The organism is Streptomyces fradiae (assembly GCF_041270065.1).
GTDB lineage: Bacteria > Actinomycetota > Actinomycetes > Streptomycetales > Streptomycetaceae > Streptomyces.
In genome coordinates this window covers 1115180-1134397 of sequence record NZ_CP065958.1, presented here as the reverse complement: position 1 = coordinate 1134397, position 19218 = coordinate 1115180, and the positions used below count along the sequence as shown (strand labels likewise).

Annotated in this window: 17 protein-coding genes; 10 read left to right on the top strand and 7 right to left on the bottom strand. The window is 74.4% G+C overall.

The genetic code is table 11. From position 1 onward, the window contains the following. Positions 1-49 precede the first annotated feature (49 nt). Positions 50-1141: a phosphotransferase family protein gene (locus tag JAO84_RS05015; RefSeq protein ID WP_370410756.1), complete on the top strand. Its 1092-nt coding sequence runs from the start codon at positions 50-52 to the stop codon at positions 1139-1141. 21 nt (positions 1142-1162) lie between these two features. Here JAO84_RS05015 and JAO84_RS05010 read toward each other — a convergent pair whose 3' ends face one another. After that, positions 1163-1531: a hypothetical protein gene (locus tag JAO84_RS05010; protein WP_265867084.1), complete on the bottom strand. Its 369-nt coding sequence runs from the start codon at positions 1529-1531 to the stop codon at positions 1163-1165. Between the two features lie 235 nt (positions 1532-1766). On the opposite strand from JAO84_RS05010, the gene JAO84_RS05005 reads away from it, so the two are divergent. The 4 genes from JAO84_RS05005 to fxsA all read left to right on the top strand — a co-directional run bounded on the left by JAO84_RS05005 (position 1767) and on the right by fxsA (position 5729). Continuing rightward, a complete protein-coding gene (locus JAO84_RS05005) occupies positions 1767-2207 on the top strand; it encodes an Lrp/AsnC family transcriptional regulator (RefSeq protein WP_189976755.1) in 441 nt (146 codons plus the stop codon). A 56-nt stretch (positions 2208-2263) separates the two neighbouring features. Further along, entirely contained in the window at positions 2264-3886 is a 1623-nt protein-coding gene (locus JAO84_RS05000; protein ID WP_370410754.1) for an amidohydrolase, read from the top strand. Positions 3887-4288: 402 nt separating this feature from the next. Further along, a complete protein-coding gene (locus JAO84_RS04995; protein ID WP_370410752.1) occupies positions 4289-5062 on the top strand; it encodes a polyprenol monophosphomannose synthase in 774 nt (257 codons plus the stop codon). Positions 5063-5129: 67 nt separating this feature from the next. Continuing rightward, complete coding sequence (fxsA, locus tag JAO84_RS04990; protein ID WP_370410750.1) at positions 5130-5729, top strand: FxsA family membrane protein; 600 nt, start codon at positions 5130-5132, stop codon at positions 5727-5729. Positions 5730-5843: 114 nt separating this feature from the next. Here the strand turns inward: fxsA and JAO84_RS04985 are convergent, their stop codons facing one another. The 4 genes from JAO84_RS04985 to JAO84_RS04970 all read right to left on the bottom strand — a co-directional run bounded on the left by JAO84_RS04985 (position 5844) and on the right by JAO84_RS04970 (position 9365). Beyond that, positions 5844-6218, bottom strand: coding sequence for an RNA polymerase-binding protein RbpA (locus tag JAO84_RS04985; RefSeq protein WP_026278069.1), 375 nt, complete (start codon positions 6216-6218; stop codon positions 5844-5846). A 255-nt stretch (positions 6219-6473) separates the two neighbouring features. Then, a complete protein-coding gene (locus tag JAO84_RS04980; protein WP_370410747.1) occupies positions 6474-7847 on the bottom strand; it encodes an MFS transporter in 1374 nt (457 codons plus the stop codon). Positions 7848-7932: 85 nt separating this feature from the next. Further along, positions 7933-8700, bottom strand: coding sequence for a glycerophosphodiester phosphodiesterase (locus tag JAO84_RS04975; RefSeq protein ID WP_370410745.1), 768 nt, complete (start codon positions 8698-8700; stop codon positions 7933-7935). Next, positions 8697-9365, bottom strand: coding sequence for a YitT family protein (locus tag JAO84_RS04970; protein WP_370416663.1), 669 nt, complete (start codon positions 9363-9365; stop codon positions 8697-8699). Before JAO84_RS04970 ends, JAO84_RS04975 begins: the two co-directional genes overlap by 4 nt. Positions 9366-9521: 156 nt before the next feature. On the opposite strand from JAO84_RS04970, the gene JAO84_RS04965 reads away from it, so the two are divergent. Further along, positions 9522-11024, top strand: a complete 1503-nt coding sequence (locus JAO84_RS04965; RefSeq protein WP_370410743.1) for a PLP-dependent aminotransferase family protein — start codon at positions 9522-9524, stop codon at positions 11022-11024. 84 nt (positions 11025-11108) lie between these two features. On the opposite strand, the gene JAO84_RS04960 is transcribed toward JAO84_RS04965, so the two are convergent. Continuing rightward, the gene (locus JAO84_RS04960) at positions 11109-12803 is read right to left on the bottom strand and encodes a hypothetical protein (RefSeq protein ID WP_370410741.1); all 1695 of its coding nucleotides are present in this window, start codon (positions 12801-12803) and stop codon (positions 11109-11111) included. A gap of 43 nt (positions 12804-12846) precedes the next feature. After that, the gene (locus JAO84_RS04955) at positions 12847-13041 is read right to left on the bottom strand and encodes a hypothetical protein (protein WP_128976945.1); all 195 of its coding nucleotides are present in this window, start codon (positions 13039-13041) and stop codon (positions 12847-12849) included. 355 nt (positions 13042-13396) lie between these two features. On the opposite strand from JAO84_RS04955, the gene JAO84_RS04950 reads away from it, so the two are divergent. The 4 genes from JAO84_RS04950 to JAO84_RS04935 all read left to right on the top strand — a co-directional run bounded on the left by JAO84_RS04950 (position 13397) and on the right by JAO84_RS04935 (position 18349). Further along, a complete protein-coding gene (locus tag JAO84_RS04950) occupies positions 13397-13843 on the top strand; it encodes an ankyrin repeat domain-containing protein (RefSeq protein ID WP_370410739.1) in 447 nt (148 codons plus the stop codon). A 231-nt stretch (positions 13844-14074) separates the two neighbouring features. Beyond that, a complete protein-coding gene (locus JAO84_RS04945; RefSeq protein WP_370410737.1) occupies positions 14075-15496 on the top strand; it encodes a HEAT repeat domain-containing protein in 1422 nt (473 codons plus the stop codon). A gap of 364 nt (positions 15497-15860) precedes the next feature. Beyond that, positions 15861-16988 (top strand): glycosyltransferase family 4 protein, encoded by a 1128-nt coding sequence (locus JAO84_RS04940; protein ID WP_370410735.1) that lies wholly within the window; start codon positions 15861-15863, stop codon positions 16986-16988. A gap of 179 nt (positions 16989-17167) precedes the next feature. Further along, on the top strand, positions 17168-18349 hold the full coding sequence (locus JAO84_RS04935; RefSeq protein WP_370410733.1) for a glycosyltransferase: 1182 nt from the start codon (positions 17168-17170) through the stop codon (positions 18347-18349). Positions 18350-19218: the final 869 nt, after the last annotated feature.

The following is a 19218-nucleotide window of genomic DNA, read 5'->3' as shown; positions in this document are numbered from 1 at the left end:
CCCCGCACAACCGGCGAGTGAACCGAGCCCTCAAAGAGAAGGGTCCCTCATGACATCGGCACCCCGTCCCCGTACCTCCACCCGCGACCCCGAGGAGCTGGGCCGCCGGCTCGCCGGATGGCTCGACGGGCGGCTGCCCGGCGCCCGGGTCACCGGCCTCGCCGTGCCCGGCTCCAACGGGATGTCCAGCGAGACCCTGCTCTTCGACCTGGAGCACCCGGACGCGCCGGTACGGGGCTGCGCCCTGCGGCTGGCCGCCGACCCCGCCGCGTACACCGTCTTCCCCGTCTACGACATGGCCCGGCAGCACCGGGTGATGCGGCTCGTCGGCGCGCACACCGACGTGCCGGTGCCGCGCGTGCTGTGGCTGGAGGAGGACCCGGGGCCGCTGGGCGCGCCGTTCTTCGTGATGGCCTGCGCCGAGGGCAGGGTCCCGCCGGACGTCATGCCCTACACGTACGAGGGGAACTGGCTGCACGCGGCGAGCGACGCCGAACGCGCCCGCCTGGAGGCCGCGTCGGTCGCCGTCCTGGCCCGGCTGCACGACCAGTTCCCCGCGCAGCAGGCGGAGTTCCTGCTGCCCGCGGGGACCGGCAGCCCGCTGCGGCGGCACGTCGACGCCCAACGCGCCTACTACGCCTGGGTGGTGGACGGACTCGCGCCCTCGCCGCTGATCGAGTCGGCCTTCGACTGGCTGGAGGCGCACTGGCCGGCCGACGAGGGCCCTGCGGTGCTCAACTGGGGCGACGCCCGGATCGGGAACATCGTCTACGACGCCTTCGAGCCCGCCGCCGTGCTCGACTGGGAGATGGCGGCCTGCGCCCCGCGCGAGGTCGACCTCGGCTGGACGGTCTATCTGCACCGCTTCTTCCAGGACCTGACCGTGAGCTTCGGCCAGCCCGGCCTGCCGGACTTCCTGCGCCGCGACGCGATCGAGCGCCGGTACGCCGAACTCACCGGCCACACACCCCGGGACATGGAGTTCCACACCCTGTACGCGGCGCTGCGGCACGCGATCGTGATGCTCAGGATCGCGTACCGGCAGGCGTACTTCGGCGAAGTGGACGTCCCGGAGAATCCGGATGGGCTGATCCTGCACCACGCCACGCTCGCGGCCATGGTGCAGGGACGCTACTGGTGAGGGCCCCGGGCCCGGACGGGCTCAGGCCGCGCGGCGCAGCTGGGCCGGCTTGATCGGGCGCGAGCCCGGTCCGCCCACGTGCGAGAACGGCTGCATCCGCCAGTCGAGGCCCTGAGGCAGCGTCAGGAGCAGGGCGGTGTCCTGCTCCTGGACCTCCAGGGTGTCGTCGGCGGCGCCCGCCTCGGCGGCGGCGCGGCCGGTGCCGGAGCAGACCGTGAGCACGAAGGGGTTCCACGGCGTCGGGCAGAGCGCGTGCTCCGGCAGGACGTCCTCGTCCGCGAGCAGCGCGATCGGCTGCTCGCAGTCCGGGCAGATCACCCGGTACATCTCAAAGGTGTCGTACGCGTCGAGCTCGTCGACGGTGTCGACGGAATCAACAGGCTCCTGCATGGAGAATCTCCCCCTCGGACGGGTCGGCCGGATCTGAGTGGCCTCGACCACAGCAAGCAATTCCCATGCGGCCCGCCGCATAACCGTGAGGTCACGCCCCAGACCCCGAGATGCCTGTGGCGTTCGTCACATGCCGCTCGCAGGTGCCTCCCGGATGCCCCGAACACCGGCGAACACCGGCATACGGACCGCCCCCGGCTGTGCCCCGGTCCCGCCGGGGCAATAGGGTCACCGCATGGAGGAGCTGGATCGTCAGATCGTCGAGTTGCTCGTCAAGGACGGGCGCATGAGCTACACCGACCTGGGCAAGGCCACCGGCCTGTCCACCTCGGCTGTGCATCAGCGCGTCCGCCGCCTCGAGCAGCGCGGTGTCATCCGCGGCTATGCCGCCGTCGTCGACCCGGAGGCCGTCGGTCTGCCGCTCACCGCCTTCATCTCGGTGAAACCCTTCGACCCCAGCGCCCCCGACGACACCCCCGACCGGCTCGCCGACATCCCCGAGATCGAGGCCTGCCACAGCGTCGCCGGCGAGGAGAACTACATCCTCAAGGTGCGCGTCGCCACCCCGCTGGAGCTGGAGCACCTGCTCAGCCGCATCCGCTCCCAGGCCCATGTCTCCAGCCGCACCACGGTCGTGCTCTCCACCCCGTACGAGGCCCGCCCGCCCCGTATCTAGAACGTCCCCGGGGCCCGGGGGACAAACCGGGTCTCCGTAGGTCCTAGCCTGGTGGGATGAGCGCGAACGAACACCGCACCGTGCTGCTGCGCGGTGGAGAAGTCCACAGCCCCGCCGACCCCTTCGCCACCGCCATGGTGGTGGAGCGCGGGCACGTCGCCTGGGTCGGCTCGGAGGGCGCGGCCGACGCCTTCGTCGCCGGCGTGGACGACGTGGTCGACCTGGACGGCGCGCTCGTCACCCCCGCGTTCGTCGACGCCCATGTGCACACCACCGCCACCGGCCTCGCGCTGACCGGCCTCGACCTGTCCGCCGCCGGCTCGCTCGCCGAGGCCGCCCAGCGAATCCGCGGCTACGCCGAGGCCCGCCCCGCCGACCGGATCCTCATCGGGCACGGCTGGGACGCCGCCCGCTGGCCGGAGCGCCGCCCGCTCACCCGCGCCGAGCTCGACGAGCTCACCGGCGGCCGGCCGCTCTACCTCACCCGGATCGACGTCCACTCGGCCGTCGTCACCACCGCGCTGCTCGACCTGGTGCCGGGCGTCCGCGCGCTCGACGGCTTCCACGACGGGCAGCAGCCGCTCACCGGCGACGCCCACCACGCCGTACGGTCCGCCGCCTACGCCGCCCTGTCGCCGCGCCAGCGCACCGAGGCCCAGCGGGCCGCCCGGGAGCACGCCGCCTCGCTCGGCATCGGCACCCTGCACGAGTGCGGCGGACCGGAGATCTCCTCCGAGGAGGACTTCACCGGTCTGCTCGACCTGGCCCGCAGCGAGCCCGGCCCGCGGATCGTCGGCTACTGGGCCGACCTGGACGTCGAGCGGGCCCGCGGTCTCGGTGCCCTCGGCGCGGCCGGCGACCTGTTCGCCGACGGCTCCCTCGGCTCGCACACCGCCTGTCTGCACGACCCGTACGCCGACCACGCGGGCGCCGGGCACACCGGCACCGCCCACCTGGACGCGGCCGCCGTCGCCGCCCACATCGTGGCCTGCACCGAGGCCGGCCTCCAGGGCGGCTTCCACGCCATCGGCGACGCCGCCGTGGACGCGGTCGTCGAAGGCGTCCGGACGGCCGCCGAGAAGCTCGGCCTGGCCCGGATCCGGGCCGCCCGGCACCGCGTCGAGCACGCCGAGATGATCAGCCCCGAGTCGATCGCCGCCTTCGCCGAGCTCGGCCTGACCGCCTCGGTGCAGCCGGCCTTCGACGCGTACTGGGGCGGCGAGCAGGGCATGTACGCCGACCGCCTCGGCGTCGAGCGGGCCCGCGGCCTCAACCCGTACGCGGCGCTGCTGCGGGCCGGTGTGCCGCTCGCCTTCGGCTCCGACAGTCCGGTCACCCCGCTGGACCCGTGGGGGACCGTGCGGGCCGCCGCCTTCCACCGCACGCCCGAGCACCGGGTCTCGGTGCGGGCCGCCTTCACCGCGCACACCCGCGGCGGCTGGCGCGCGGTCGGCCGCGACGACGCCGGCACCCTGGTGCCGGGCGCCCCGGCGGACTACGCGATCTGGCGGACCGGCGAACTGGTGGTGCAGGCGCCGGACGACCGGGTGGCCCGCTGGTCGACCGACCCGCGCTCCGGAACGCCCGGACTGCCCGATCTGTCCCCCGGTGGCGATCTTCCGGTCTGCCTGGAGACGGTGGTGTCCGGACAGACCGTGTTCGTACGGCCGAACGTGTGACGTAAGGACATTTCGTACCGCCGCTCGAACCCAGCCGGGCTCGCCCGCGACCTGCGGATCTTCCTGGACCGCCTGCAGAGACGGTTCATCACCGCAGGTCAAACGGGTGTTGACAGCGGGCGGGGACCGGCCGGTAGGTTCGGCGCGTCCACCAAGGACGTCCGACCGGTTTCAAACCTCCACGCAGGCACCGAACGCCGCCCGCGCCTCGGGGGCGAGGGAAGGTTTTTCCGGCGGAGGGTGCGACCCGGGTGGGGCCCCGGCGTTCAGTAGACAACGGCCTCGGTCGATCCGCAGCCAGCGGATCCCGGGTCGGCCCGAAGGACGCCGGGCCCCGATCCCGCACCCCGTGCGCATCGCTCGCTATGGTGGGGGCTCGCGTATGTATCCGAAGGGGCAGTAGTGAACGACGGTGGCCAGAGGCGTTACGGCCCGCTCGGCGAGGCCTTGGTGATCATCCCGACCTACAACGAGGCGGAGAACATCAAGCCGATCGTCGCGCGCGTACGGGAGGCCGTACCGGAGGCGCACGTACTCGTCGCCGACGACAACAGCCCCGACGGCACGGGCAAGTTCGCCGACGAGATCGCGGCCGAGGACGACCACGTCCACGTCCTGCACCGCAAGGGCAAGGAAGGGCTCGGCGCCGCCTACCTCGCGGGCTTCCGCTGGGGCATGGAGCACGGCTACGACGTCCTGGTCGAGATGGACGCCGACGGCTCCCACCAGCCCGAGGAGCTGCCCCGGCTGCTCACCGCCCTCAAGGGCGCCGACCTGGTGCTCGGCTCCCGCTGGGTGCCCGGCGGCCGGATCGTGAACTGGCCCAAGTCCCGCGAGTTCATCTCGCGCGGCGGCAGCCTCTACTCCCGGCTCATGCTCGACGTGCCGATCCGCGACGTCACCGGCGGCTACCGGGCCTTCCGCAAGGAGACCCTGCTCGGCCTCGGCCTGGACGACGTAGCCTCGGCCGGCTACTGCTTCCAGGTCGACCTGGCGCGCCGCGCCGTCGCCGCCGGCTTCCATGTCGTCGAGGTGCCCATCACCTTCGTCGAGCGGGAGATCGGCGACTCCAAGATGAGCCGGAACATCGTCGTCGAGGCGCTGTGGCGGGTCACCGGATGGGGCCTGAGCGCCCGGGCCGAGAAGGTCGGCAAGCTGCTCGGCCGCAAGCCCTGATCGCCCCTTTCAGGCCCTGATCTCTCCTTTACGACGTTCCTGCGGGCCGCCAGGCACACTGGGGTCCATGACGACCGGCGCACCGACCTCTCCCGCCCACGCCCCCCGGCGCTCCCGCGCCCGCACCTTCCTCCCGCTGGGCCTCGCCGTCTGGCTGGTCCTGGAGATCTGGCTGCTCACCGTCGTGGCGGACGCGGTGGGGGGGTTCACCGTGTTCCTGCTCCTGGTGGCCGGCGCCGTGCTCGGCGGCACCGTCATCAAGCGGGCCGGCCGGCGGGCCTTCGCCAACCTCACCGGCACCTTCCAGCGCGCCCAGGAGGCGGTCCAGCGCGGCGAGGCGCCCCAGGCGCCCGACCGGGCCGCCGCCGAGGACCGCAACGGCTTCCTCATGCTCGGCGGACTGCTCCTGATGATCCCCGGCCTGATCTCCGACGCGCTCGGCCTGCTCCTGCTGATCCCGCAGGTGCGCACGGCCGTCGGGCGGTACGCGGAGCGGACCGTGGAGCGCCGGATGAGCGCCGCGCCGCCCGGCAGCCTCCAGGACGCCTTCCAGCAGGCCCGGATGCGCCGCCCCGACGGAAAGGTCGTCCAGGGCGAGGTCATCCGCGAGGACGCGCCCCAGGGCTCGTCGCGGCCCCAGGAGCCCCGCCCGCCCCTGATGCCCTGACCCGCCCGGGGCTCGTAGGCGCTCGTAGGCGAACGCCGAGGGGCCCGGTACACGACATCGTGTACCGGGCCCCTCGGCGTATCTCTCATGGCCGTGCCACCGGCCTGGTGTCCGTCAGGCGGACTTGCGGCTGTCGCGCGGATGCACGGCGATGTTCATGGCGCCGGACCGAAGGACCGCCAGCCGCTCGGCCAGCACCTCCTCCAGCTCCTCGCGGGTGCGCCGCTCCATGAGCATGTCCCAGTGCGTACGCGCAGGCTTGCCCTTCTTCTCCTCGGGGCCGTCCCCGTCCACCAGGAGCGCCTGGCTTCCGCAGACCTTGCACTCCCACTCCGGCGGAATCTCCGCCTCGACCGAGAAGGGCATCTCGAAACGATGGCCCTTCTCGCATGCGTACTCCACCGCCTGGCGCGGGGCCAGATCGATGCCGCGGTCGGTCTCGTAGCTGGTCACCACGAGGCGCGTGCCGCGAAGAGCTCGCTCACTCATGAATCGTGCCTCCCGGGCTTGTCGCCCACAGGACAGGTGTCGCTGTCGTCGTCATCCGGTCAACGTCCGGTCGGCGGTAAAGATTCCCGTTCCGGGTCATGCGTCGCCCGTCGTGCCGCCCCTTTTTGTACCCACCAGTGCCCGTTTTGTCACATCTGGCATGAGATGTCACTCAACGTCTTCACCAAGTCAGTACGCAGTAACGGTCCGCCTGGCAGGCCAAACGCGTACACTACCGCCCTTTCACTCCCGCGTCTAAATCCGGGCCGGAACGGGATTGCCCGCGGCCGCCACCGCGGCCCGAACCGGCACCCGCGCCAGGAGCACGAAGCCGATCGCGAAGAAGATCACCAGGGAGATGATGGCATCCCGATAGCTTCCGGTCAGCTGATACGCGAGACCGAACACCAATGGCCCCAGCCAGCTGAGCCCGCGGTCGCTCATCTCGTACGCGGAGAAGTACTCCGCCTCCTTGCCGCGCGGCACCAGATGCGAGAACAGCGAGCGCGACAGCGCCTGGCTGCCGCCCAGGACCAGGCCGATCGCCGCCGCCAGGCAGTAGAAGAAGACCGGCGCGCCGGCCGGCAGGAAGTAGCCCGCCGCCAGGATCAGCGTCCACACCGCGAGCGAGCCGAGGATCGTGCGCTTCGCGCCGTACGAGCGGGCCATCCGGCCCATCCCGAGCGCCCCCGCCACCGCCAGCACCTGGACGAGCAGCACCGCCGTGATGAGCGTCGTCTGGTCCAGGCCCAGCTCCTCGGAGCCGTACACCGAGGCCTGCGAGATCACCGTCTGCACGCCGTCGTTGTAGATGAGGTACGCCAGCAGGAAGGACAGCGTCAGCGGGTGCCGCCGCATGTCCTTCAGGGTGGCCCGCAGCTGCTTCCAGCCGCTGCCCACCGCGCCCTCGCCGGGCGCGCCGCCGGCCCGCTCCACCCGCCGGTCCCGCAGCCGGCGCAGCGGCACCAGGGTGAAGGCGCCCCACCACAGTCCGGCCGAGGCCAGACAGATCCGCACCGCCGCGCCCTCCGACAGACCGAAGGACTCGTGCCCCGAGTACACGACCAGGTTGAGCACCAGGACCAGGGCCCCGGAGGTGTAGCCGAAGGCCCAGCCGCGCGAGGAGACCGCGTCCCGCTCGTCGGGCTCGGCGATCTGCGGCAGATAGGCGTTGTAGAGCACCATCGACACCGACAGCGAGGCGTTCGCCACGATCAGCAGGAACGCGCCGAGCAGATAGCGCTCCCCGCCCAGGAAGAACATCCCGGTCGTCGCCGCCGCGCCCACGTACGCCGCGGCCGCGAGCAGCGGCTTCTTCCGGCCCGTGCGGTCCGCCGCCGCGCCGACCAGCGGCATCAGCAGAACCGCGACGACGATCGACGCGGAGACGGCGTACGCGAAGAGGGAACCGGCCCGCACGGGGATGCCCAGCGGGTGCACGAAGCCCTCCGGGTCCGCCGCCGCCTTCGCCACCGAGGTCAGATACGGCCCCAGGAACACGGTGAGGACGCTGGTCGAGTAGACCGAGCAGGCGAAGTCGTAGAAGTACCAGCCGCGCTGTTCCCGGCGCCGCTCGGCCGGGTCGGCCGCCCGGCCGTCCGGCTGTCCGTCAGTGTCGACGTCGGTCAAGGCCGCGCCCCCTCGCTCGTCCCCGTGGTGCCTCGTGGCGCCACGGGGTGCCCCGTTCTGGTGTGTGCTGCGTGCTGCTGAGCGCTCAGGCCCACAGTCCCCGGTCGGTGAGGACGGTCCGCAGCGTCTCCAGATGATCGGTCATGATGCCGTCCACGCCAAGGTCCAGGAGGGCGTGCATGCGTTCCGGCTCGTTGATCGTCCACACGTGCACCTGCAGACCGCGGGCGTGCGCCTCGCGCAGGAAGCGGCGGTCCACCACCGGGATGCCGGCCTGGCTCTCCGGGACCTGGGCGGCGACCGCGCCCGCGCGCAGCGGCACGGGGACGCCGAGGGAGCGCAGCCGCAGGGCGGCGACGCCGGTCATGCCGTACGAGGTGGCGAGCCGCGGTCCGGCCAGCTGCTGCGCCCGGGCGATCCGCGCCTCGGTGAAGGAGCTCACACAGACCCGGTCCCAGGCGTCGGTCCGGCCGATCAGGTCGAGCAGCGGGACCAGCGCCGACTCGGCCTTCATGTCGACGTTCCAGCGGGCCTCCGGGAACTCCTCCAGGAGGTCCTCGAAGAGCGGCAGCGGCTCCTTGCCCGCGACCCGGGCCTCGGCCACCGCCGCCCACGGCAGGTCCCGGATCCGGCCCCCGGTGTCGGTCACCCGGTCCAGGGTCGCGTCGTGGAAGGCGACGAGCCGTCCGTCGGCGGTGGTGTGCACATCGGTCTCGAAGTACCGGTATCCGGCCGCGGCGGCCCGCCGGAAGGCGGCCGCGGTGTTCTCCAGGCCGTCCGCCGTGCCGCCGCGGTGGGCGAAGGGCAGCAGCGGAGCCGGGTGGTCGAGGTAGGGGTGGCGTACGCGAGTCACCGCCGCAGTATGGCCTGCCCCGGTGTCCCCGAGGCGACCGGAGTGCTGCCGGAGCCCTCCCCGGGCACGGCGAAGAAGCGCAGGAAGAACTGGGCGAGGGGGCCGATGGCCAGCGCGTACAGCACCGTGCCGACGCCGACCGAGCCGCCGAGCAGGAAGCCGGTGGCGACGACGGCGATCTCGATCGCCGTCCGCACGAGCCGGATCGACCGGCCGGTGAGCCGGTGCAGACCCGTCATCAGGCCGTCGCGCGGGCCCGGGCCGAAGCGGGCCGCGATGTAGAGGCCGGTGGCCACGCCGTTGAGCACGATGCCGAGCAGCATCAGCGCGATCTCGGCCGGCAGCCCGTCGATCTCCGGCACCAGGGCCAGCGTGCCGTCCATCGCCAGGCCGATGACGAAGACGTTCGACACCGTGCCCAGGCCCGGCCTCTGCCGGATCGGGATCCACAGCAGCAGCACGACCGCGCCCACGATGATCGACACCACACCGATGGTCAGCCCGGTCCGCTCGGCGAGCCCCTGGTGCAGCACCCCCCAGGGCTCCAGACCGAGCCCGCCGCGCACGAGCAGCGCCGAGCTCACGCCGTAGAGCGCCAGACCGGCGTAGAGCTGGACGAGCCGGCGGGTGAGGTGCCGGCCGCGGGGGCCGGAGGCGAGGGACAGCCGGCCGCGGAGACCGGAGGCGACGGACAAAGGAATGCCCCCTTGTGTGACGGCTCGGACGGAGCCTGGGTGGTGAAAGTGGACTGGCTCATGACACTCTGTGGCGGGGGACGACATGCCAACCATGGCCAATTCGCGGAAGGTGGACTGATTTCCATGGCCCAGTGGACCTCGGCCGTGGGGCCGGCCCAGCTCGCCCGGCAACTGCAGGCCCAGCAGCCCCGGCCCGCCGCCCCCGGCACCCGCAAGCCGCCCGCCTACCGCGCCCTCGCCGACGGCATCCGGCTGCTGGTCCTGGAGGGCCGGGTCCCGGTCGCCGCCAGGCTGCCCGCCGAACGCGAACTGGCCCTCGCCCTCACCGTCAGCCGCACCACCGTCGCCGCCGCCTACGAGGCGCTGCGCACCGAGGGCTTCCTGGAGTCCCGGCGCGGCGCCGGCAGCTGGACCGCCGTCCCGGCCGGCAACCCGCTGCCCGCCCGCGGTCTGGAGCCGCTGCCGCCGGAGTCCCTCGGCTCCATGATCGACCTCGGCTGCGCCGCGCTGCCCGCGCCCGAGCCCTGGCTCACCCGCGCCATCCAGGGCGCCCTGGAGGAGCTGCCGCCGTACGCCCACACCCACGGGGACTACCCGGCCGGGCTGCCCGCGCTGCGCCAGATGCTCGCCGACCGCTACACCGAGCGCGGCATCCCCACCATGCCCGAGCAGATCATGGTCACCACCGGCGCGATGGGCGCCATCGACGCGATCTGCCACCTCTTCGCCGGGCGCGGCGAACGGATCGCCGTCGAGTCCCCCTCGTACGCCAACATCCTCCAGCTGATGCGCGAGGCCGGCGCCCGGCTCGTGCCCGTCGCCATGGCCGAGGGCCTCGGCGGCTGGGACCTGCCCCGCTGGCGCCAGGTGCTGCGCGACGCCGCGCCGCGCCTCGCGTACGTCGTCGCCGACTTCCACAACCCCACCGGCGCCCTCGCCGACGAGGACCAGCGCCGGCAGCTCGTCGAGGCCGCCCGCTCGGCCGGCACTGTGCTCGTGGTCGACGAGACGATGACCGAGCTCTTCCTCGACGAGGACCTGGACATGCCCCGGCGGGTCTGCGCCTTCGACCCGGCCGGCGCCACCGTCCTCACCGTCGGCTCCGCCAGCAAGGCCTTCTGGGCGGGCATGCGGATCGGCTGGGTGCGGGCCGCGCCCGACGTCATCCGCTCCCTGGTCGCCGCCCGCGCCTACGCCGACCTCGGCACCCCGGTCCTGGAGCAGCTGGGCGTCAACTGGCTGATGCGCACCGGCGGCTGGGAGGAGGCCGTCGGCCTGCGCCGCGCCCAGGCCCGGGAGAACCGCGACGCGCTCGTGGCGGCCGTCCGCAAGGAGCTGCCCGACTGGGAGTTCGAGGTCCCGCGCGGCGGGCTCACCCTCTGGGTGCGCACCGGCGGCCTGTCCGGCTCGCGGCTCGCGGAGGTCGGCGAACGGGTCGGCGTCCGGGTGCCCTCGGGCCCGCGCTTCGGCGTGGACGGCGCCTTCGAGGGCTACGTCCGGCTGCCCTTCACCGTCGGCGGCCCGGTCGCCGAGGAGGCCGCCGTCCGGCTCGCCGCCGCCGCCCGCCTGGTCGAGTCCGGCGCGGGCACGGGCGGCGAGGCCGGCCCGCGGTCCTTCGTGGCCTAGGGCCCCGGACAGATCCCCGGACAGCAGAGGGCGGCCGCACCCCGGTGGGTGCGGCCGCCCTCTTCGCGTACCTGTGACGGCTGCTCAGCCCTCCGCCGGCACGGGGGAGGGGAACGCCGCGGTGCCCGGCTCCTTGCGCACGGTCGGCGCCGTGTCCGTGTCCAGGTGGGTGTCCAGCTGCGTCTCCGGGTGCGTCGCCAGTTGCGTCGTCAGGTCGGGCTCGGGAGCCGAGCCCGGCACCGTCTCGACCGCAGCGACCGCCGCGACCGTCGCCGTACGGCGCTCCGGCAGCAGCTCCAGGACCGCCCGGCGGTGCGCCTCGCTCGTCGCGTCGTCGTACGGATCGGGGGTCGCCGGCACCTGCAGGCGCAGCACCGGGCCGGCGCCGAGCCGGGCGTATCCCCGGCCGGGCGGGACGTCCGGGACCGGGGTGGTGTGCGGGGCGGTGCCCAGGACCGCGGCGACCTGGTCCGGCGCGGCGGGCCCGAGCACGATCCGGGCGCGGGTGTGCGTCCGTACCGTCTCGCCGAGCCCCTCCACGCTGTCGAACTGCTCCGCGACCACGACCGTCACCGACGCGGCCCGGCCGTGCCGCAGCGGCACCTGGAGCAGGTCCTGCGGATCGGGGCGGCCGTCGGCGGCGGCCAGGTGGCCGAGCACGCTGGGCCGGTCGAGCAGCAGCCACAGCGGCCGGCGGGTGTCCTCGGGCGCCGGCTGACCGGCCTGCCGGGCCCGGTTCGCGGCGATCAGCCGCCGCTCGGTCTCGTGCGCGGCCCACTCCAGGCTGGCCAGGGCGCCGGCCAGGCCGCATTCGACGGCGAGCACGCCGTCCCGGCCGACCAGGCACGCGTACTCGCCGGTGCCGCTGCCCTCGATCACCAGGACGTCGCCGTGCGGCAGCGCCTGGAGGGCGATCGAGCGCAGCAGGGAGCTGGTGCCGCTGCCCGGCTGGCCGACGGCGAGGAGGTGCGGCTCGGTGGACCGGGGGCCGGTGCGCCACACCACGGCCGGGGCGTCCTCGGTGCCGTCGGAGGCGCGCACCGGCACGGTGCGCTGCACCGCGTCGGCGTCGGTGAAGCCGAGCACCGTCTCGCCCGGCACCGTCACGAAGCGCTGGGCGGCGATCGTGGTGGGCAGCGGGGACAGCACGCGCATGGTGAGCCGGTTGCCCTCCTCGTCCCAGTCGAAGAGGTACTCGCGGCCCCGGCCCGACTTGGCGTGCAGCAGCTGCTCGATCCGGGCCCGGGCGGCCGGCTCGCCGTCGGTGAAGTAAGGGGGGTAGGAGATCCGCAGCCGGGTGATCCGGCCGTCCTCGTCGAAGGCGTGGTCGCCGAAGACGGCGGCCCAGTCGCCGCCGTGGGCGAACAGCGGCTCGGGGTCCTCCGGGTGGGACAGATACGGCACCAGGGCCTCGTAGAGCCCCTTGAGCCGGGCGATCTCGGCGTCGTCCGGCCCGGTCTTGACGACCGGGCGCTCACGTCCCTGCCAGGCGGCCGCGCCCATCAGCGCCACGAGGGCGAGCAGCGGACCGTACGGCACGAGGGCGACGACCAGGACGCAGGCCGCGACCAGGAACAGCGTGGGACCGCGCCGCTCCTTGGGGGTCGCGGCCCACTTGGCGCGCGCGGTCGCGGCCAGCTTCCGCAGACCACGCGAGAGGGTGATCAGCGGATGGAGCACGTCGGTGGCGCTGTCGGCGGCCGTTCGCGCGATCTCTCGGCTGCGCGCGAGCTGTGCGCTGCCGCTGCTCAGAATGCGGGGGAGTGGGCGCCGGGCCACGTCGTACTCCTGAAGGGGTGGAGGTGGGAGGGGCTGGGGGACGTCAGAACTTGATCCCGCCCAAGAGACTGGCGAGGCTCTGGCCGCCGGCGGTGATGCTGGGGGCGATCGCGGTGCCGGCGAGATAGAAGCCGAAGAGCGCGCAGACGAGCGCGTGCGAGGCCTTGAGCCCGTCCTTCTTGAAGAACAGGAAGCAGATGATGCCGAGCAGGACCACGCCTGAGATGGACAGGATCATGAGGTGTTCTCCTGGTTGAGGGGACAGTCACCTTGAGTCCTTCCAGGTTCACAGCAAGTATCTATGTGACTAAAGGTGCATACGGGTGAATCCCGGGCGTTTTCACTTGACCGGCCGACGCCGGGTGCCCCTCCGGGTGGCGAAACGCGCGCGCTGAGGTAGTGCACCGGTCCGGGGGCGGACCGCGATCATCCTTGCCGCGGACGGGGCCCCTCATGTGCTCCGGCGGGCAGTACCCTGTCGATTCACTCGTACGGCCGCCGTCGCCGTGCGTGGTCGGGCACGTCGTGCAGGACGGGCCGAGGCAGGGCGCGTCGTGCGGGACGGGCCGAGGCAAGGAGAGGCAGGCACCACCATGAGCGAGCAGCTGAGCGGGCAGCCAAGCGGGCAGCCGAGCGGGCACGAGACCCCGGACCCCGAGGTCGTCGAACTGGCCGGCAAGGTCTTCGACCTGGCCAGGACGGGCGACGCGGCGACCCTCGCCGCCTACCTCGACGCGGGCGTCCCGGCGAACCTCTGCAACGAGAAGGGCGACTCGCTCGTCATGCTCGCCGCCTACCACGGGCACGCCGAGGCCGTCACCGCCCTGCTCGCCCGCGGCGCCGACGCCGACCGCGCCAACGACCGCGGCCAGACCCCGCTGGCCGGAGCCGTCTTCAAGGGCGAGGACGCCGTGATCCGCGCCCTGCTCGCCGGCGGCGCGAATCCGGAAGCAGGAACTCCGTCCGCTGTGGATACCGCGCGGATGTTTGGGAAGACGGAACTCCTGGAGCTCTTCTCCGGATCGGTGAACGAGGGCTGAACCCCAGGTGAGACGGCGCCGTAAATGTGGTCGCGGTGGCGAAATGGGTGGGTCATCATGACGTCGGGCCCGCAGGGGGCCACCGACGAGAGGCAGAGGAAGATGGTCACTGGCAAGCGCAGGACGACGGGCGGCCCGACATGTTGCCGCACGGCCTAGGCGAACAGCCTGCCCCGGTTCATCCCGGGAATCCCCCCGGTCGTGTCGACAGCTTGATGTGAGGCGTCTTCCATGTTCGATCCAGTCATAGCGCCGAGCGGCACCTTGCTCGGTCTGCTGCAGAGGGGCCGCGGCGACGGCACCCTCCACGCGCTCGCCGCGCCACGCGCCGAGGCCCTCGCGGCCCTCAACCACTGCGTGCTCGACGACCCCCGCCACGACTGGCGGGTCGAGAACCGCTCCCTCTACTACGCCCGGCTCTACCTGGACCTCCACGGAGGTCTTGAGGAGATCGAGGCGCACCTCTTCGGAGCCGAGGACCACCTCGACACCGAGGAGTCCCGGACCGGGCTCGCGCTCGCCGTCCTCGGCCACCTCGCGTCCTACGGACGCCGGGACGCCCTCGCACTGCTCCGGCGGTACGCGGCGGGCGGCGCCAACTGGGCCTGGGCCCTGGACGAGCTCGCGCTGCGCGACGACGACGCGGGCCTGCGCGCCCTCGCCGAACCCGTGCTCGCCCGCTTCCCGGCCACCCCCGAGGGCGAGGCCGAGCTGGCCGCCACCGTCCGCGACGCCTACGAGCCCCGGCCCTGGCGCCTGTGGGCCGAGGACCCGCGGCCCGCCGTCGGCGCCCGCATCACGGCCGCCCGCGAGCAGGGCTCCTTCGACCGCTGGCAGCGCCAGCTCAGCCCGGCCGGCCCCCGGCCCGGCTGGAGCGTGCGGGCCGTCCTCGACTGGGCCCAGGAGGGCCACGAGCGCGGCGCCGAACTGCACGGGCCCGCCGCCCGCTGCCTGGTCGCCGTCGCCGGACCCGAGGACCGCGAGACGATCCTCGACGCTGCCCGCAGCGGCCCGGACGGCGCCCGCTGCGCCGCCCTGCACTACCTCGCCGAGGCGCAGGACCCCGCCGTCCTCGACCTCGTCGAACTCGCCGTCGGCGACGGCTCCCGCACCGTCGCGGACGCCGCCGTCGCCGCGTACGGCCGGATGTGCGGCGAGGCCGCCGTCGACCGCGCCCGCGGCTGGATCCACCGCCCCGACGAGCTCGGCGCCGCCGCCGCCGGGACGCTCGCCTGCCGCGGCGGCTCCGAGGACTCCCCCCTCGTCCTCGGCGCCCTCCGCGAGACCGTGCGCTCCCAGGGCCCCGACGCGCCCGCCCTCTACCCCCTGGTCGACGGCGCCGGCCGCCTCGGCATCGTGTGCGCCGCCCCCGTGCTGCGCCACGTCTACCGGGAGACCTCCTCCTCCCAGCTGCGCGGCCGCACCGCCCAGGCCCTCGCCGCCACCGACGCCGGCTTCCCCACCGGCTTCGCCGTCGAGTGCCTCTGGGACTGTGAGGAGACCACCCGCGAGGTCGCCGCCCAGCACGCCGCGACCGGCGACGCGCGCGTCGCCGAACGGCTGCGCCGGCTCGCCGCCGACCCCGCCGAGGAGGCGGAGGTCCAGACGGCGGTGCGCAACCGGATAGGACCGGACCTCGACCTGCAGGTCTGAGGACCTGAGGTACGGGACGAGTACGACGGGGGTGGCCGGTGAGGGCCGCCCCCGTCGTGCGTGCGGGCGGCGGGCGGCCGGCGGCCGGGCGCAGGGGCGCGCGGACGTTCCGGGCCGCTGAGCTGCTGAGCCGCCCGAGCTGCTGAGCCGACAAGGCAGCGGGCCGCCGGGCCGGCGCGGCCTCGGGCCGGTGCCGGTCGGCGGTACGCGCAGGCGTGCGCGCCGGCGGTACGTGCCGGGCGCAGGGGCCGCGCGGGCGCCGGGCCCGCCCGACCGACCCGGCGGGGAAAACGCTCATGGGACGTTTTCCGGCCGTCCAGATCCACTTTGACGGGGACACGCCGGGTCCGACGACAACACGGGTATGCGTGTCGTCATCGTCACCGAGTCCTTCCCGCCCGATGTCAACGGCGTGGCCCACACGGCCCTGCAGACCGCCCGCCACCTCGTCCGCCGCGGCCACGACCCCCTCGTGGTCGCCCCCGCGGTCCCCGCATCCGCCCCCGGAACGGACGCCGACGCGCCCTGTCCCGTCGTCCGCGTCCCCTCCCTGCCGCTGCCCGGCTACCCCCAGGTAAGGGTCGCCCTGCCCAGCCGCCGCGTGGCCGCCGCCATCGCCGCGCACCGGGCCGACCTCGTCCACCTGGCCAGCCCCTTCGTCCTCGGCGTGCGCGGCATGACCGCCGCGACCCGGCTCGGCCTGCCCGCCGTCGCCGTCTACCAGACCGACCTGGCCGGCTACGCCCGCACCTACATGGGCGCCGGCGAGTCCGCCGCCTGGCGCCGGCTGCGCACCGTGCACGGCGCCGCCGACCGCACCCTCGCCCCCTCCACGGCCGCCGTGGCGGACCTGGAAGCGCACGGCATCGGCCGGATACGCCTGTGGGGGCGCGGCGTCGACACCAGGCGCTTCCGCCCGGAGCTGCGCGACGAGACCCTGCGCCGCGAACTCGCCCCCGCCGGCGGGACGATCGTCGGCTACGTGGGCCGGCTCGCCCCCGAGAAGCGCGTCGACCTGCTTGCCGGGGTGTGCGGACTGCCCGGCGTACGGGTCGTGGTGGTCGGCGACGGCCCCAGCGAACCGGGCCTGCGCGCCGCCCTGCCCGGCGCCGTCTTCCTCGGCCGCCGCACCGGGGCCGACCTGGCGCGGATCTTCGCCTCGCTCGACGTGTTCGCCCACACCGGGCCGTACGAGACCTTCTGCCAGACCGTCCAGGAGGCCATGGCCAGCGGCGTTCCGGTGGTCGCGCCCGCCGTCGGCGGCCCCCTCGACCTCGTCGACCACGGCACGACCGGCCTCCTCGTCCCGCCCTCCGACCCGAACGCGCTCCGCACCGCCGTCGCCTCCCTGGCCGCAGCGCCCGCGCTCCGCGCCGCGTACGGGAGGGCGGGTCGTACCGCCGTCGAACGGCGCACCTGGGAGGCGATCGGCGACGAACTGATCGGCCACTACCGGGAGGTGCTGCGCGAGCGGACGGCGGTGGCGGCGTGAGGGCGGGCGGCGATGGGCGGGGGACGCGGACCGCGGGTGCGGGAGTGAACGTTGGCGCCGGCCTCGGCGCGGGGCGGGACGCCGACGGGCCGCGTGGTCCGGGCGGTGCCCGGGAGACCGCGATGCCCGGCGTGAGCGCGGGCGTGCCGCGTGGTCCGGGTGATGTCCGGGAGACCGCGATGCCCGGCGTGAGTGCGGGCGCGGACTCCGGTGGCGGTCTGCGGATCGTCCGCCTCGCCAACTTCGTCACGCCCACCTCCGGCGGCCTGCGCACCGCCCTCGACCGGCTCGGCCGCGGCTACCGCGCCGCCGGCCACGACCCCGTCCTCGTCGTCCCCGGCGAGACCGCGAGCGACGTCGACACCGCCCAGGGCCGGGTGATCACCCTGCCGGGACCCGAACTCCCCGGCACCGGCGGCTACCGCGTCCTCACCGACCGGCGTGGCCTGCGCCGTCTCCTGGAAGAGCTCGCCCCCGACCGCCTGGAGGTCTCCGACCGCACCACCCTGCGCTGGACGGGCGAGTGGGCGCGCCGCGCCCGGGTGCCGTCCGTGATGGTCTCCCACGAGACCGCCGACGGGGTGCTGCGCACCTGGGGCGCGCCGGGCGCGTTCGCGGAGCGGGCCGCGGACCGGCTCAACCGCCGTACCGCGTGGGCCTATTCGCGGATCGTCTGCACCACGGAATGGGCGGAACGGGAGTTCGTACGGATCGGAGCACGCAATGTCGTCCGCGCCCCGCTCGGCGTCGACCTCGCGCACTGCCGCCCCGAGCGCCGCACCACGGCGACGCGCGAGCGGTACGCGGCGGGGGAGCGGGTCCTCCTCGTGATGTGCTCGCGCCTCTCGGTCGAGAAGCGCCCGCTGCTCGCGGTCGAGGCCCTCGCCGAACTGCGTGCCCAAGGGGTGCGGGCCGCGCTGGTGGTGGCGGGCGACGGGCCGCTGCGGGGCGCGATGGAGCGCCGCGTGACGGAACTGCGGCTTCCGGTGCGCTTCCTCGGCCATGTCGCCGACCGTGACGCCCTTGCCGACCTCCAGGCCGCCGCCGACCTCTGCCTGGCCCCCGGCCCGGCCGAGACCTTCGGCCTCGCCGCCCTCGAAGCCCTCGCCTGCGGCACCCCCGTCGTCTGCAGCGCCTCTTCCGCCCTCCCGGAGGTCATCGCCGACGCCGGCGCCGCCGCCCCCGACGACCCCTCCTCCTTCGCCCGCGCCATCCGCACCCTCCTCACCCACCCGGAGCCCGCCCGCCGCGCCGCGGCCCGCACCCGCGCGGAGCTGTTCTCCTGGCCCCGCGCGACGGCGGCCTTCCTGGCGGCCCACGACGCCGCACCGGTTCGGGCGGGGTGGGAGGGCGCGCGATGAGGGCGGGAGCAGAGGAGACGGCGGCGCCGTGCGCGGTGGGGGACGCCGATGCCCGGCCGGTGCCTGACGCGCCGCCTGCCTCGGCGGCGGCCGGCGAGCTCGTGCCCGGTCCGGAGGGGGCAGGCGTTCTCGTGGACCCGGGGGGACCGGGTCGCCGGCTCGCGTGTAGCGCGGCGCCTGTCTCGGCGGCGGCCGCCGAACCACTTCGTGGCCAGGTGGACGCCGGCACACTCGCGTGCCCGGCCGGCCGGCCGCGCATGCCCGCGGTGCCGGTGTCGCCTGACCTGTCCGGACCGGCTGATGGCAGTGGATCCGCAACCCCGTGGGTTCTGGAGTGCCGGCCGGCACTCAGCGTGGCTCCGGCCTCGGCGGCGGGGACCGCACCTGGCACGGCTCGCTTGGCAGAGGCCGCCGAGCCACTGCCCGGTCCGGCGTGCCGCCCGGCGCCCGGCGTAGCCGCTGCGTCGGCGGCTCGGGGCGAGTCCGGCGCTGCCTGCCCGGCGGCGGTCGGCGAGCTTGTGCCCGGTCCGGAGGAGGCAGGTGTGCTCGTGGACCCGGGTGGTCTGGGTCGCCGGCTCGCGTGTGGCGTGGCCGCTGCCTCGGCGGCTCGGGCCGAGCCCGGCGGGGCCCGCTCGGCGGAGGCCGGCGAGCTTGTGCCCGGTCCGGCGTGTCGGCCGGTACCCGGAGTTGCGCCTGCTCCGGCGGCTCGGGCCGAGCCGAGCCTGGCCCGCCCGGCTGCGGCCGGTGAGCTTGTGCCCGGTCCGGAGGATGCTGGTGTGCTCCTGGACCCGGTTGGTTTGGACTGCCGGCCCGCGTGTGGCGTGGCGCCCGCTTTGGCGGTGGGGTCCGCGCCTGGCACAGGGCGCCCG